At 38.0% G+C, this 14723-nt stretch carries 14 protein-coding genes; 2 read left to right on the forward strand and 12 right to left on the reverse strand.

Annotation, left to right across the window (positions count from 1 at the left end):
- The 6 genes from uhpC to ACJZU6_RS10515 all read right to left on the reverse strand — a co-directional run bounded on the left by uhpC (position 1) and on the right by ACJZU6_RS10515 (position 6860).
- A complete protein-coding gene (gene uhpC / locus ACJZU6_RS10490) occupies positions 1-1296 on the reverse strand; it encodes an MFS transporter family glucose-6-phosphate receptor UhpC (protein WP_080156646.1) in 1296 nt (431 codons plus the stop codon).
- A 94-nt stretch (positions 1297-1390) separates the two neighbouring features.
- Positions 1391-2890: a signal transduction histidine-protein kinase/phosphatase UhpB gene (gene uhpB / locus ACJZU6_RS10495; RefSeq protein WP_408900235.1), complete on the reverse strand. Its 1500-nt coding sequence runs from the start codon at positions 2888-2890 to the stop codon at positions 1391-1393.
- On the reverse strand, positions 2890-3498 hold the full coding sequence (locus tag ACJZU6_RS10500; RefSeq protein WP_408900236.1) for a response regulator: 609 nt from the start codon (positions 3496-3498) through the stop codon (positions 2890-2892). Before ACJZU6_RS10500 ends, uhpB begins: the two co-directional genes overlap by 1 nt.
- Before the next feature lie 208 nt (positions 3499-3706).
- Positions 3707-4360: an MBL fold metallo-hydrolase gene (locus tag ACJZU6_RS10505; RefSeq protein ID WP_080156649.1), complete on the reverse strand. Its 654-nt coding sequence runs from the start codon at positions 4358-4360 to the stop codon at positions 3707-3709.
- A 79-nt stretch (positions 4361-4439) separates the two neighbouring features.
- Positions 4440-4994: a DUF882 domain-containing protein gene (locus ACJZU6_RS10510; RefSeq protein ID WP_408900237.1), complete on the reverse strand. Its 555-nt coding sequence runs from the start codon at positions 4992-4994 to the stop codon at positions 4440-4442.
- Positions 4995-5195: 201 nt separating this feature from the next.
- Positions 5196-6860: a murein L,D-transpeptidase gene (locus ACJZU6_RS10515; RefSeq protein ID WP_408900238.1), complete on the reverse strand. Its 1665-nt coding sequence runs from the start codon at positions 6858-6860 to the stop codon at positions 5196-5198.
- 479 nt (positions 6861-7339) lie between these two features.
- Here ACJZU6_RS10515 and ACJZU6_RS10520 point away from each other — a divergent pair, with 479 nt between their 5' ends.
- The gene (locus tag ACJZU6_RS10520) at positions 7340-7846 is read left to right on the forward strand and encodes a MarR family winged helix-turn-helix transcriptional regulator (RefSeq protein ID WP_080156652.1); all 507 of its coding nucleotides are present in this window, start codon (positions 7340-7342) and stop codon (positions 7844-7846) included.
- 50 nt (positions 7847-7896) lie between these two features.
- Here the strand turns inward: ACJZU6_RS10520 and ACJZU6_RS10525 are convergent, their stop codons facing one another.
- Positions 7897-8226 (reverse strand): hypothetical protein, encoded by a 330-nt coding sequence (locus tag ACJZU6_RS10525; protein ID WP_080156653.1) that lies wholly within the window; start codon positions 8224-8226, stop codon positions 7897-7899.
- Between the two features lie 297 nt (positions 8227-8523).
- Here ACJZU6_RS10525 and ACJZU6_RS10530 point away from each other — a divergent pair, with 297 nt between their 5' ends.
- Complete coding sequence (locus ACJZU6_RS10530; protein WP_408900239.1) at positions 8524-9369, forward strand: LysR family transcriptional regulator; 846 nt, start codon at positions 8524-8526, stop codon at positions 9367-9369.
- Here the strand turns inward: ACJZU6_RS10530 and ACJZU6_RS10535 are convergent.
- From ACJZU6_RS10535 to ACJZU6_RS10555, 5 genes are all read right to left on the reverse strand, one after another.
- Positions 9320-10099, reverse strand: a complete 780-nt coding sequence (locus ACJZU6_RS10535; RefSeq protein WP_408900240.1) for a TSUP family transporter — start codon at positions 10097-10099, stop codon at positions 9320-9322. The genes ACJZU6_RS10530 and ACJZU6_RS10535 overlap by 50 nt on opposite strands.
- Positions 10100-10215: 116 nt before the next feature.
- Entirely contained in the window at positions 10216-10671 is a 456-nt protein-coding gene (locus ACJZU6_RS10540) for a group II truncated hemoglobin (RefSeq protein ID WP_408900241.1), read from the reverse strand.
- Between the two features lie 100 nt (positions 10672-10771).
- Positions 10772-13252 carry a trimethylamine-N-oxide reductase TorA gene (gene torA, locus ACJZU6_RS10545; RefSeq protein WP_080156657.1) on the reverse strand — a complete coding sequence of 827 codons (2481 nt, stop codon included), beginning with the start codon at positions 13250-13252 and terminating at the stop codon, positions 10772-10774.
- A gap of 32 nt (positions 13253-13284) precedes the next feature.
- Entirely contained in the window at positions 13285-14469 is a 1185-nt protein-coding gene (gene torC, locus ACJZU6_RS10550) for a pentaheme c-type cytochrome TorC (protein WP_080156658.1), read from the reverse strand.
- Positions 14470-14509: 40 nt separating this feature from the next.
- Positions 14510-14680: a periplasmic nitrate reductase, NapE protein gene (locus tag ACJZU6_RS10555; RefSeq protein ID WP_080156659.1), complete on the reverse strand. Its 171-nt coding sequence runs from the start codon at positions 14678-14680 to the stop codon at positions 14510-14512.
- Positions 14681-14723 lie beyond the last annotated feature (43 nt).

Here is a 14723-nt window from a genome sequence, read left to right on the forward strand (position 1 = left end):
TCATGATGAAACAGCAGTAGTAACCTTTTGAGCTTTAAGGAAAGGCAATAACAACAACCCAATTAATGCTGCAGCGACGGAAATAACAACAAAAAAGCCTGTCCAATGATAATGATTCATAATAATAGCCAGTGGATATCCCGCTAATGCAGCCCCCATATAGGCAAATAAGCCAACAAAACCTGTTGCAGCGCCGACTGAATCTTTATGAGAACACTCTGCGGCAGCCATACCAATTAGCATTTGCGGACCAAAAACAAAAAAGCCAATTGCAAAAAAACAACCTGCTTGCAAAATATAATTAGTGACAGGCATTAACCACAACGCAGCAACCGCCAAAAAGATGCCCATAGAAAAAAGCAGGATCATTGGACCACGGTTACCACCAAATAATTTATCTGAGCCCCAGCCTCCCACAAGAGATCCTAAAAAACCACCAATCTCAAAAAGTGATAACGCTCCATTTGCAGACAACAGACTATAATGGTGCTGTTCCGTTAAATAAATATTACCCCAGTCATTAATCGCTGTTCTAACGATATAAACCAGCACATAACTTACTGCGAGTAACCACAAATACTTATTGGTTAAGACATACTTAAATAAAACTTGTCGCTGAGTGAGGCCAATCCCTTCATTTTCTTGGGCAACTTCTAAATAATCATTACGCCATAAACCAACACTAGGTAGCCCCATCGCCGTCGGTTTATTTCGTAAACGCCAACAGAGACCAATACCAATCACAATAGCAATAATACCGGGAATAAAAAAACCGTAGCGCCAGCCATAATGCACGGTTAAAAACCCCACCAGTAATGGAATAAATGCTCCACCAACATTATGAGCAGTATTCCAACATGACCACCATAAGCCACGTTCAGAGCGTGAATACCACGTTGTTAATAACTTAGAACAAGCAGGCCAACCCCACCCTTGAAACCATGCATTGGCTATCCACAATAACGTAAACGCAACGATTGAGCTGGAAAAGCCAAAACAGATATTTATAATGCCTGTCGCAATTAACCCTATTCCCATAAAATAACGAGGGTTAGAGCGATCTGATATCATGCCTGAAATAAATTTTGAACACCCATACGTCAGATAGAATAACGTGCCCATCATACCAATATCGGCTTTATCCCAACCTAAATCAGCAATCATGGTTGGCATTGCATAAGTAAAATTTTTACGGGTTAAATAAAATCCCGCATAACCAATATACATGCTGACCATGATATGCAACCGCCAATATTTATAGCGTTGATCAACGGTTGGATCTGATAATACGGCCATGTGGTACCTGATTATATAAAGGAGTTAAAGGTTGTCATTATGTTAAAGGTAAAATAATGGCTAGTGTTGTACCCGTATTTGTAATGTGTTTTTGTTAGGCGTTTTCTTGGAAACTATCACGGTGGTGACTGACTATCGAACACTGTCCTCCTAGAATTTCAACCCGCTCACGAATGCCTCGAAGACCAAAACCTTTAAAAGCATCTTCTGCTTTAAATCCAACCCCATTATCTTCAATTTGTAATCTAATTTGTTGATCAATTTGTAATTCAATAATAACTTCTGTGGCATGTGAATATTTAGCAATATTATTCAATGCTTCTTGGCAAATACGGTATAGCGTTACACTTGTCGTATCACACAATGGTGGCTGATGACGCCCCCATGCCATAGCAACCTCAATCCCTTTATCTTCTAGTTTTAAGTCACACACAACTTGCTCTACAGCTTTAGCTAAACCAAGATCATCTAATGTTTTTGGACGTAACCGTGATAATAAGCCTTTGGTTGTGTCATAAATATTAAGCGATAATTGCTCAATGGTCGACGAGCATTGCTGAGTAACCGGCGTTAACTCCACCCGTTTCAAAATGCTGGCTTGCATTCTGATCGCGGTAATATTTTGGCCTATTTCATCATGTAATTCTCTAGCTACATCTCGTCGAACAGACTCTTCTGTCTTAATTAATTGACGCGATAAAACCTGATTTCGACCTAACTCTGATGATAATTTGGTATTAAGATCTCGTTGCCGTTGAATGCCAAGACCTAACAGAATTCCCGTTAAACTTTGTGCTGAGAGTGATAATAATAAATCCGTAATTTCCATATTACTAACATCACTTCGAGCTGCAATTAACGCAATACTATTAAGCAATGTTCCAAGTAATGCACCTTGCCACCCATGACGAAAGGCAAGCACAATAATAGGTATGGCTAAGCAAAAAGGAGCAAAACGGCTAAGCTCATCAGGCAAATTTACTTGTAATAAGATATTAGCAATAAAAAGTAAGGCATATAAACACAGATCACGGTGACGTAATTCTAATGGCTTAGAAATAAGAGCGACGGTAAGTGGAATCCATGACCGATTAAACAAGAAACTCCATAATAAATAACACGTAGGCACTAGCATTAATCCACCAGTGACGCTGATTAGAAAGATCATACCCATTGGTGATAGCGGTAGTTGAACGATAGATCGAAATCCCATCACCATAACAACATTAATCACCGCAGTGGAGACAATAACTGCTGCCATAATGAATAACTGCCGCCATTGATCGCCATAATAATAACGGCGAGCAAACCACAATACGGGCCATGATAAAATACTCGCAATTAAAATGGGCCACCACGGAATATCATTAAGCGCTTTTGCCAATAATAAAATCAGCCCCCATTCAGTGCCATAAATGACAATCCAATAGCGGCTAGCAGTATGCAGTGTTATTCCTAATCTCAATGCAAAAGGGAAAAACAAAATAGCTAATGCAGGGTCAACAAGAAAATAAAAAGCAATAACCCACAAGCAAAACCAGCTACAAATAAAAAATAATCCCCCGCCTAATGACGTCAATACATAATGACGCATTACAATATTTCTAGCGGAAAATATTTAACTAACTCAACATTATTACTCACATTAAGTTTGTCCATTGCATTCGCACGATGCACATGAACAGTTTTATGGCTTAACCCTAATTCAACCGCAACCGCTTTAACGTCTAATCCAGCAGCCAACATTTCACTAATTTGGCGCTCACGTTTGGTTAAACATGCAATAGATTGTTGGTAAGGATCTGTGGTTTCTAATTGCATTTCGATATCAGATGCTAAATAAGATTCGCCTTTTGCAACTTTTCGTACGGCTTGAACAAGTTCATCAGGGCTACAGCGCTTACTTAGATACCCTTTTGCGCCCGTTGTTAATGCTTTATTTATCACTATTGCTGAATCATGCACGCTTAACATAATACAACCCGCACTATTGGCTACATCTTCGAGTAATGTTAAACCACTTTCATTTGGCATTGAAATATCAATAATACAGACATCAACAGCTTGCTTAGCTAAGCCATTACGCGCTTCTTGTGCCGAACTAAATTGGTTAATAACTTTCATATCTGGTTCTAACGATAATAATTGAGCAAAACCAGAACGGACAATGACATGATCATCAACTAAAGCGATTGTAATCATAACGAGACATACCCATAAGCATTAAAAAACAACAAAAGAAGTCTTAATCGACATAAAGTACCGTTTGAAATAAATTCATGCAAGCTCTAGCCCATTAAATGTTTATTTGGTTTTAAAAAACGCAAAAACCACTGCCAATAAAATCACCAGTGGTTATTAACTTAGTTTATCTGTACTGTACAACTAACGGTCAAGTCACACAGTTAGTTTAATATAGTGGCATTTCGTCGGCTACGAACGGGTTAGTCACTCGCTCATGACCAAAAGTAGATAATGGACCATGCCCGGGAACAAACGTTACGTCATTACCTAAAGGCCACAATTTAGTTTTGATCGAAGTAATCAATGTTGGGTGATTACCTTGAGGGAAATCAGTACGACCGATACCCCCTTTAAATAATACGTCTCCGACAAATGCAACTTTCGCATTCGCACTGTAAAAAATTACATGTCCAGGCGTATGACCTGGAGTATGGAGTACTTGTAACGTTTGATTACCTACAGTTACCATGTCGCCATCATTAAGCCATTGAGTTGGCGAAAATGCTTCTGTCATTGGAAGGCCAAACATTTCGCTTTGACGAGGTAAACCTTGTAGCCAAAATTCATCATCTTGTTGCGGACCAATCACCGGAACCTCAAGGATCTGAGAAAGAGGTTCAGCGCCACCCACATGATCTAAATGCCCATGGGTAAGTAATAATTGAGTAACGTTAACACCCAATGCTGCCACTTCTTTTTGAAGTTGCTCAATATCACCACCGGGATCAATAATCGCAGCTTGATGTGTTTCATCACACCAGATAATAGAACAATTTTGTTGAAACGGTGTTACTGGTACTATTTTATATTGAAGACTCATTCATACTTCCTAAACGGAGACACTATTTAGCGAAGCATGCCACGAATATCCTTAAAAATACAGATAACACAACAATAAACTACCCTCTCCAATTACGGACGGGGCCAGTATCAATATGAACAAATTGACTATTTGGATAATAACCAACGCCACCAATGTTTAAATCTAACGCCGCCTTACGTATTTTAGCTAAAGGCACACCTTCAAGATTAAAATCAATAGCCTGCGCTTTCATATGATAGCTCTTCTTTGCAACACCACCGCGTTTTGCTAGCATCTTATTGGTTTTAGATGAGCGATAACCTGAAAATAATTGCGCATAACCTTCATGACCAAGGTAAGATTGAATTTGTGCAATAGCATCATATAAACGACGATCTATACGAGCAATTTCATTTTGACGGAAATCACGGCAAAGGTGATCTAAGCGTCGAACTTCTTTTCCCACATACGTTTTACCATTAAAGTACTTCGTTTCTAATTCTTCACCTGTATGCAAATTGCGCAATAACATTGTTCGAGGTGTTGTTGCTTGAAAATAACTTGCTTGAGCAATATTAGGAAGCATGCATGCACCAACAGCGATTCCACTTAATGTTAAAAATTTACGGCGACTAATATCTAAATTTGACATAACTTACACAACCAAAAAAATAATGTTATCTATTGCTAAAGCAATTCATATACCAATGTTGCAAAACATTATCTTCAGTTAATTAAGCAGTCAAATACACAAGTCACATAATATCAAATTGATAAATCTATTTTTAAATATCATTAACTTACACGAAATTATTATTGTAAGAAGAAATTAATAGCACATTATTTGTTGTCATTAGTCATATTCATAAATATCAAAACGGTAATTGACCGCGCCTTCATCATTAACCCATGCCGTTTGATAAATAATTTCAACTGGCACTTTTTTTCCTTTATTAAGACTAATTGTGCGCGTTTTTTTACTTCTAGAAAATGTGTTAAATTGAGATTCATTTTTTCCTGAATATTGTAATAATGCCAAAGCCAATGATTTTGATTCCAGCACACGTACACAACCAGAGCTCAGTGCACGGTCATGCTTATTAAATAATACCGGGTATGATGTATCATGCAGATAAATAGCTTGGTTATTGGGAATATTAAATTTATATAAACCTAACGCATTTTTTTTACCTGGTTTTTGGCGTAAACGGTATGGGAATTTATTTGGCGAAAATAAATCATAAGGAATTGAATTTATATTTATTTTTTCAGTACTACTCCAACTACGAATAACTTCATAATTATGGCGTCTCAAATAACTCCGGCTACGCTTCACCTTCGGTAATATATCTTTCTTCATAATTGAATTGGGTACATTCCAATAGGGATTAAAGACCACAGAATTAACCACAGAGTTAAAAATCGGGGTTTGCCGCGATGGCTTGCCAACAATCACCTTGCTGCTCATAACCCAACGACCATTCAGCCATAACTTCATATAATAGCTTGGAATATTCACAACAATACCCGTATAAAGACTAGTCGACCACAACCGTAACCGTTGTGCATTTAATGCTAATAGCCGTACACGTTGAGTGGGATTTAATGTTAACCATTGTTGTGTTTGCGAGCCAATAACACCGTCACGTTTTAAGCCATGCCTCGCTTGAAAGCGTTTTATTGCCAACACCAATGTACCAGTATATAGCGATTTATGCTGTTGCTGGTAACGCTTAGCTTCACGAGGTGATATGTCACCTAATCGTTCAAGTATTATAAGTAAACTGGGTATAAAGGTAATATTTTTTCCTGGATCAACTTTGCCATTAAACCTCAATACTGGCCAACGGAATGCATGTTGAGAATCCAATTTATTGATTGATGCGACTAATTGATTATATTCTGAAAGCTGTGGTTTTAAGCGAACAATAAATTGATTAAAACGATGATTCTCATAATTATCAAGCATATTTTCAATCGCTACACGACTAGGTGGTGGTAATGTTGAAGGAGCGGTTTCACCAAACAACCACAATTTACCTTTACCATGTAACTGTTCAATAAAACTGATATAGATTAATAAGGTATCTGTTGCTATAACATCATATTGTTGCCAGTTTCTTTGTTGTTGTAATTGAATCAATAAATGGTATCTAGCGGTTAATTCTTTATTTGTTTCAGATAGACTAAGAATACGAAGTTGATCTATAAAATCATTTATTACTTGTTTGCTCTCCCAAAATTGACGAAATCCGGTTGATAAATATAATTCAACTAATATTGAAGGATATTTAAGACGTGCTTTATTTGCATTAGCATCTGCAACCCATCGTTGGGCACCATTAAGCATATTTGTCGGTTTATTGATAGTCACTAATGAGGACGATGGGTTATTTATATTTAATAAGGTCTGTTCACGATTATCTCCAAGTTGTTGAGAATAGGCATATTGTACTTGTAAGTAAAAGCTGATAAATACTAATATGACAATAAAAAAAGCATTCTTAATAAATGTCATTAAATACCCCTATTCACACGTCAGCATGAAAGTAAAACTATATTTGATGATTAAATATAGAATAAAAACATATTCGCAAATCTTAGAAATACAAATATTATTCAATATTTAGAATAACAATTTCTTTTCATTGAAGATTAATCTTAAAGCCTAAAAGTGCGTGTTATGCACATCAACAGTACAATAACAATATCCAGTCAATTAACCTCACTGCGTTATCTCATATTGTATGTAATGTCCCCCTCGATACAAGAATAAGAATAGCTCTCATTTTCATAAACAGCTTGAATTTACAACCTTGAAACACTTAAATGTAAAATCAATGACACATAATTCCTTTTATCTATAAATAAATTAACTAGATACAGATAAAGACCAATGAAAACATTATAATTCTTGTATACTCTCATCATGAAAGTACCTTCTACATTAGAATGATTTTATAGCGTTATTACATACAGATTTAATTGGAGAGTTAGATGGATAGGCACGAAGAAGTATTGATTGCTCTGCGACAAATTATTCGAGCAATTGACCTACATTCTAGAAAGTTGAATAAGAATGCCGGACTGACTGGTCCACAGTTAGTATTAATGCGTGCAATTCGTGGATCAGGCGAGATTACTATTCGTCAGCTATCTAATAACACCAATATGAGTCAAGCAACAGCAACAACAATTCTTGACCGTTTAGAAAAACGAGGCTTAGTTGTTCGTCAACGGAGTGTACTTGATAAACGCAAAGTCCACGCTCATTTGACAGAGGCTGGCGTAACGTTACTTAATAAAGCACCATTACCATTACAAGACAGCTTTATTTCTCAATATCAAGAGTTAGAAGATTGGGAACAATCACTACTACTTTCTTCCGTGCAACGTATTTCAACTATGATGAATGCAGAGCACCTCGATGCCGCACCATTATTAGAAGTTGGTAGTATTACAAAGCAAGAAAAATTGCATGTAGATAGCTCTGACGACGAATAACAGCAATTAAAAACCGACATTGTTGTCGGTTTTATTTTACTGAATAAAAGTTATCCCGCTAATACAGGATCAACCTGATACTTCATCAACGTTGATGGCACTTGTTGTTGAGTTAACTCATACATTGCTAATAATAATGCTTGTTTAATTGCTGTTTCATCATGTACCTCAACCGCTGATAAAGCACAATCCAAAGCCTGTTTTATTGCCTCAACTTTCATACGAATGAGCAGTATTTGTTCCTGTTCTGATAACGCTAATTGAGTAATAACTTGTGCGTTTGAATCAGTGTTCTGAGCATGACTCAAAATACTTAATTGCTGACTTAGCAAATCTAAAGTGCAAATCGAATTAAGTAACGATGGTGGGGATTTTATCATTGTAATATCCTTATTTATCAATGAAAAATAAACATTAATTTATAGTAATACATATTTAATCAGCAAGTTGTTAACGCGATCAAATAATAGATATTACATAGAGTTAGACAATATTTTACTTATTAATCCCTGTTATTATTACTGATAAACCAAACAGCAATAACATCACCTCTATACACTCAACTTACATCTTTAAAACATTATACGTTCCATAACACACTATTCTTTTTCTCACCTAGCCTCAGTCGCTATCATCCCGTATTATTGATTCCTCTCTTTCATCAATGGAATCAACCAATGTTACTTGAAGGTATTGAAACGTTATTAGTACTCGCGGAAGAAGGTACTATGAGTCGCACTGGCAGTCGGCTGTATATTAGCCAATCAGCAGTAAGCAAACGGATTGCTAAATTAGAAACAACGTTAGGAACAAAGTTGATTATTCCAGCAGGAAGGTTAATAAAACTAACCCCCGATGCGTATGCATTAATTAAAAACGTTGGGCCTAGTTTTAATGAAATTCGAGGGCTGATTTTTGAACATCAAAATATAGACGATCAAAGTATTATTACGATTGATTGCTCTGAAACCTTAGTGGCAGGATATTTATCACATGCACTCGGACAGTATTTTCAACATGATAAATACATTGCGATTACAACGCATCATACACCAATCATTGTTGAAAACATTCAATCAGGTAAGGCATCGATTGGCTTTTGTGCGGGGCACTTACCAGCTAACTCGCGCTTTATTGCAGAGCATTTGATGGATGAGCCTTTTAAAGTGGTTTTTAATCAACCACTACTTACACTGCCGACCGCTATTGTTACCAATGATTTAAAAAACCCATCCAATATCTCTCAGGCTGCAATACTGCAAAAGCAAGGGATCATGCCAATAATGGAAATGGACTCTTACACAGCTGCTGCACAATTGGCACTAGCAGGTATGTTACCTGCTCTAGTGCCTAATTCAATAGTCAAAACTTTAAACATTCACGCTAAATTCTGTTTTGAATTTGAAGAATTAGCAGAACTAACTCGGCCAATCCATCTAATCTACCGTCAAAATAGTTATAAATTACCGCGTGTTAAAAAACTAATTGAAACCATTGCGGGTGCTGTTGCCACAACAACTTGATCGCCATTCCCATCGACATAATAACAACCATTGGTCGAATAAAACGCTGACCTTTACTAATAACAACATGTGCGCCTAATCGCGCCCCCATAAAACCACCCACAGCCATTATTAACCCCACCTTCCAAACAGGTAATCCAGCCAAAATAAACAATATTAACGCTGCAATATTAGAGGTGAAATTTAAAACTTTAGTACGAGCGGTCGCTTCTACTAGCCCTAATTGAGCAATAACAACAAAACAAATTGTAAAAAATGAACCTGTGCCTGGGCCAAAAAAACCATCATAAAAACCGATACTTGTACCTACTGAAAATGCAAAAGCCGCTTCTGATAATCTAGGAGTGCCTCCCCCGGTACCAATATTAGGGGAAAATAAAAAATACAGTGAAATGCAAACTAATAAAATAGGAATAAGGCTTGTCAGTATGCTCGCATCAATATACTGCACTAACACAGCCCCCGTAGCTGAACCTGCAAACGTACAGCCTATAGCCAATCGCATTTGTTTAAGATTAACTAATCCATTACGGACAAAATACCAAGATGCTGAAAAACTACCAAATGAGCTTTGTAATTTATTGGTTGCCAATGCTTGAGCTGGTGGAATCCCAACAGACAAGAGAGCTGGCACTGTGAGCATTCCTCCACCACCAGCGATTGCATCAATAAATCCGGCCGCTAACGCCACACAAAATAAAATAACTAATACATCTATACCTAATTCCATTTACGATCACTTTATTAATCAACATACTAATAGCAGAATAATAACGGTGATTAAGTATATCGAACAGTGAAAGCTAGGATAGCAACCCATTCCGGTTTGGAATGGGTTTATGAAGCCTAATTTTGATTACGGCAGATCTCAGCAGGAAAAGACAATTGCACCATAATAAACCGCTTAAATAACTCATCATACGGTTGGTCATCAACGGCTTTTTGCATACACATAAGCCATGCTTGTTTTTCAGCTAAACCAATAGAATGACGATGATGAGCACTAGCAAGGTTCATACGCCCATATCGCTCAACATAATTATCTTTCCCACCCATCCAACCAATTAAAAATGTAGTTAATTTCTGCTGAGCTTCAGTCAGATTATCACTGTGCATAGCACGTATCGTTGCCGCTTCAGGTAAGCTCTCGATATAGTAATAAAAATCAGTAACAAGTTGTTGTACACCGATCTCACCACCCGCCGCCTGTAAAATGCTCTCTCCTTGTTCAAACTTCGGGACATTACGCTTTTTTACACCTGAAAAATCATCACCTTCGGGGAACTCAACTTTATCAACCATTTCATTATCACTTTATTAAAATCCTTTTTTTATAGTATAAGAAATAAATAAAGAGCAGCCATAGCCACTCTTTATTATTTATTGTTGATCACATTTTTAATTAACTCACATACAAAGGCCCACTAAAAGAGGTAACAGGAGGTACTTTGCCCGTGAACTTTTCAAAATTAACCACTACCGTATTAGCACTGGTTGCTTGAGCAAGCTCTGAGGTTGGAATATCAATGGTTAATGTATTAGGATCACCATAAGTATCTATAGCGCCAATATCATTATTGAGTGGCCCAAACCATGCTCCTTCTTCAATACGAATCACCCCTGTTGGATAATGGCTTGAAAGTACAGCGCCGGCTAATAACTGCCCACGATCATTAAACACTCTCACAATATCGCCATCTTTAATGCCTTTTTTCTTCGCATCATCAGGATTGATATAAACGGGTTCATGCCCTTTTACGGCATAGGTATTACGGAAGTCTTCAGAATCACACATCTGTGAATGTAGACGTTTATTGGGATGGCATGATTGTAACCAAAATGGGAATTTATTTGATTTTGGCCCACCGTGTGAACGTTCTTCTTTTTCAAACCACATCGGATGACCTTGGCAATGTTCATAGTTATAACGCGCAATTTTACGGCTATAAATCTCAATAAAGCCTGAAGGTGTACCTAAACTATTAATCTCAGGATCTTCTCTGAAAGCCGCGTGACTAACGTAGGTTTGATCGGTTGGGAACGCCACTAATCCTTGCTGCCAAAACTGACTAAACTCTGGCATTTCATGTTTATCTTTATTTGCTTTGCGGCAGTCATTATACAGTTGTTCTATCCACTGCATTTCAGTCATACCACGGGTATATTGCTTACTTTTCCCAAAACGCTCTGTTAATTCAGTGAATATCTGAAAGTCGGTTTTTGATTGATATAATGGATCAACCAATTTGTGCATCGCTAGAATACCACTGGTTGAGTAAGTACCATATTGGTCAAGATCACTACGTTCAAATTGTGTACAAGCCGGTAAAACAATATCAGAAAAACGGCACGTTGGTGTCCATGTATAATCAATATTCACCACCGTTTGCAGCTTTCTAAATGCCTCTTTCATACGATTACGTTGTTGATGGTGATTCCATGGATTACAGCCGCTAAACACCATCATTTTAATATCAGGTAATACGACATCACTGCCGTTATATTGAATTTTCTTACCCGGTTCCATAATGGCATCAATCCATCGAGCAACGGGAATAGTTGAGCTATAACCTTTAAAATCAGTATTATTCCAGATAGGCTGCTGACCTTCATCGACATTACGCGGAAAGCCACCCGGCCCGGCCGCAGTACTAAAAGGTAATCCAACCCCACTATAAAAATGCGAGTAAGACACACCACCTCCAGGCAAACCAATTTGACCTAGCATGGAGGCTAACACCGCCCCCATCCAATACGGCTGCTCACCATGCTGTTGACGTTGCACTGCCCAACCAAACATCAACATAGTACGATCTTTCACTAAATTACGCGCAAATTCTCGAATCGCATCAGCTTTAACACCACAAATAGGTTCAGCCCACTCTGGCGTTTTAGCTATTTTGTCTTTACCTGTGCCTAATAAATAAGGTAAGAACTCATTAAAGCCAAGTGTATACATTTCTAGAAATTGCTTATCGTACAAATCTTCTTTATACAATGTGTGCGCAATGGCAAGCATGAAAGGCACATCAGTTTGAGGATTAACGTATTGATGTTCACAATTAAAATATTGTTGCGATTTTGATACCACAGGATCGACCGAGATCATGCGGATCTTGCCATCAGCCACTTTCTGTTTTAATTGCTCATAGTAAGCATAAGAACCATGGGTTTCACATTGCCATCCTACTTGGCTATTTTTAATCGGATCATTTGACCACCATATCAATGTCTTACAATCTTTAAGTATGGTTGACCATGTGGTTGCTTGGGCATAAACCTCTGTTGAGCCTAATACGTAAGGTAAAATGGTTTGGCCTGCACCGGTTGAGTAATCACCGACTTTCTTAATAAAGTTACCATGCATACCCACAGCTCGTTGCATGTGTGACGTACAACTTTGGAACTGTCCTGTTTCTCGCCATCCTGTTTGACCAGCATGCAATGCCCAAGGACCGTAATCTTTCTGTACCCGTTGTAATTCTTGATAAAATAAATCTAATGCTTCATCCCATGTCACCCGTACAAAGCGATTATTACCACGAGTTTCACCGCTATATTTATTTTTCTTAAGCCAATCTAAGCGCACCATCGGATAGCGCACCCGTGAAGGACTATAAATTAAGCCTTTGATCCCGTTTAACATATCGGTAGGATTTTTATCAAATTCTAACGGTTTTATTTCAGCAACTTGGCCATTATATATTCGTGCTCGAAATGCACCCCAATGAGAGCCCGATACTTTCCAAATGCCCGGCGCATCGGCTGTTGGCGTATTAGTATCACTCGCGTGTGCAACTTGTAATAATAACCCTGGGCCAATCACAGAAGCGGCACTGGTTGTCGCTAACCCTTGTAAAAATTTACGCCGACTCAAAGACATAGATCTTTCCTCTTTTTAAACGGGATACGCTATCAATGTTTGTCTTTTGCAAAATCTGATGAATGATTTTGTAAATATTTCAAAACAATGGCTTCACTGTCGGTATCAAAATTCACAAAAGCTAACATGCCATTAAACATTCCCGGCCACGTATTGGCATCAAAATGATTTTCGGCAGGTTGAGTATGACAGACACTACAATTAGTTTTATAAGCTGATTGGGCAACTGACCAAATATCATTAACATTACTCACAAACTTCGCTTTTTCTACCCATAGCGTCGCTGTGACTTGTTGCCATTTAAGCCCGGTAACATCATCTTCTTTTTCGGTCGTCCCTTTAACAATATCTTTATTTTGAGCTGCTGTTTTGCTTAATGCTGCGGTAGGAATATTCATCCCAAAATCTTGATTAATAACGCGGCCAAACCCTTTTTCCTTACGCCAACCGCTGATCTCAATTTGTAGCATGTCATCTTTAACAGCGACAACTTTGACACCCGATGCAGGCTCTAATGAACCACCATCTTGGGTTTTTGCCTCATCTTCAAACATAGGAATAAACTGCATGCTGTAATAAGTATTACCGTTCTCATAATCTGTATTTTGTGCTACAGCCGCTAATTCAGAAATCATACCGCCTGATGAATCCATATTTGACGGTAAATGGTGGGCAATCCCTTTATGACAATCAATACAGCTTTGATCTTTTGCAGCCGCTTGCTTCATCTGTACTTGTGCCCGTGGCGACATTTCATCCCATTTCATACTGTCGTAACTGTGGCAGCTTTTACATTCTAAAGATTTATTCGCCGCAAATCGCTTCCACTCATGCTGAGCCAACTCCAACCGCTTCGCTTCAAATTTTTCAGGGGTATCAATAGTGCCGACAATTGCACCAAACACTTCTTTACTGGCCTGCATTTTACGGGCTATTTTATCGGTCCAATTATGGGGAACATGGCAATCAGGACACGTTGCCCTCACTCCTGCATTATTCTCCCAGTGAATGGTGCCTTGTAATTCTGGATAAACGGTATCGCGCATTGAGTGACAACTAATACAAAATTTTTCAGTATTAGTCACTTCTAACGCAGTATTAAACCCACCCCAAAAGATAACACCAGCAACAAACCCACCAAGGGTCAGTACACCAAGACTTATCTTCGCAGCAGGACGCCAAAAGGTTAACCATAATTTTTTTATAAACGTCACCATCGTTCTCCCTCCGTTGTTTATTTCATCGAAACATTACAACCTACCCATGCCCTGGAGGACCAAAAACAAACACTTGTAACGCCCATATCGTAAAACCATAACCACTGACTAATGCTATGGATAACAACGGAAATAACAGAATAATAATGAATAAAAAGGCCCACCATTCATAGCGACCTCGTTCTTGCTCGGTAATCTCAGTACTAGCCATAATCGACCTCTAAATAATCATTACAATAGCGATATACCATTCA

Origin of the sequence: Photobacterium piscicola (genome assembly GCF_046058925.1) — a bacterium.
In the GTDB taxonomy this organism is placed as follows: Bacteria; Pseudomonadota; Gammaproteobacteria; order Enterobacterales; family Vibrionaceae; genus Photobacterium; species Photobacterium piscicola.

Excerpts from the sequence above, each read along its gene's own strand:
- uhpC (WP_080156646.1), bottom strand. The coding sequence starts at position 1,296 with ATGGCCGTATTATCAGATCCAACCGTTGATCAACGCTATAAATATTGG.
- uhpB (WP_408900235.1), bottom strand. The coding sequence starts at position 2,890 with ATGCGTCATTATGTATTGACGTCATTAGGCGGGGGATTATTTTTTATT.
- ACJZU6_RS10500 (WP_408900236.1), bottom strand. The coding sequence starts at position 3,498 with ATGATTACAATCGCTTTAGTTGATGATCATGTCATTGTCCGTTCTGGT.
- ACJZU6_RS10505 (WP_080156649.1), bottom strand. The coding sequence starts at position 4,360 with ATGAGTCTTCAATATAAAATAGTACCAGTAACACCGTTTCAACAAAAT.
- ACJZU6_RS10510 (WP_408900237.1), bottom strand. The coding sequence starts at position 4,994 with ATGTCAAATTTAGATATTAGTCGCCGTAAATTTTTAACATTAAGTGGA.
- ACJZU6_RS10515 (WP_408900238.1), bottom strand. The coding sequence starts at position 6,860 with ATGACATTTATTAAGAATGCTTTTTTTATTGTCATATTAGTATTTATC.
- ACJZU6_RS10520 (WP_080156652.1), top strand. The coding sequence starts at position 7,340 with ATGGATAGGCACGAAGAAGTATTGATTGCTCTGCGACAAATTATTCGA.
- ACJZU6_RS10525 (WP_080156653.1), bottom strand. The coding sequence starts at position 8,226 with ATGATAAAATCCCCACCATCGTTACTTAATTCGATTTGCACTTTAGAT.
- ACJZU6_RS10530 (WP_408900239.1), top strand. The coding sequence starts at position 8,524 with ATGTTACTTGAAGGTATTGAAACGTTATTAGTACTCGCGGAAGAAGGT.
- ACJZU6_RS10535 (WP_408900240.1), bottom strand. The coding sequence starts at position 10,099 with ATGGAATTAGGTATAGATGTATTAGTTATTTTATTTTGTGTGGCGTTA.
- ACJZU6_RS10540 (WP_408900241.1), bottom strand. The coding sequence starts at position 10,671 with ATGGTTGATAAAGTTGAGTTCCCCGAAGGTGATGATTTTTCAGGTGTA.
- torA (WP_080156657.1), bottom strand. The coding sequence starts at position 13,252 with ATGTCTTTGAGTCGGCGTAAATTTTTACAAGGGTTAGCGACAACCAGT.
- torC (WP_080156658.1), bottom strand. The coding sequence starts at position 14,469 with ATGGTGACGTTTATAAAAAAATTATGGTTAACCTTTTGGCGTCCTGCT.
- ACJZU6_RS10555 (WP_080156659.1), bottom strand. The coding sequence starts at position 14,680 with ATGGCTAGTACTGAGATTACCGAGCAAGAACGAGGTCGCTATGAATGG.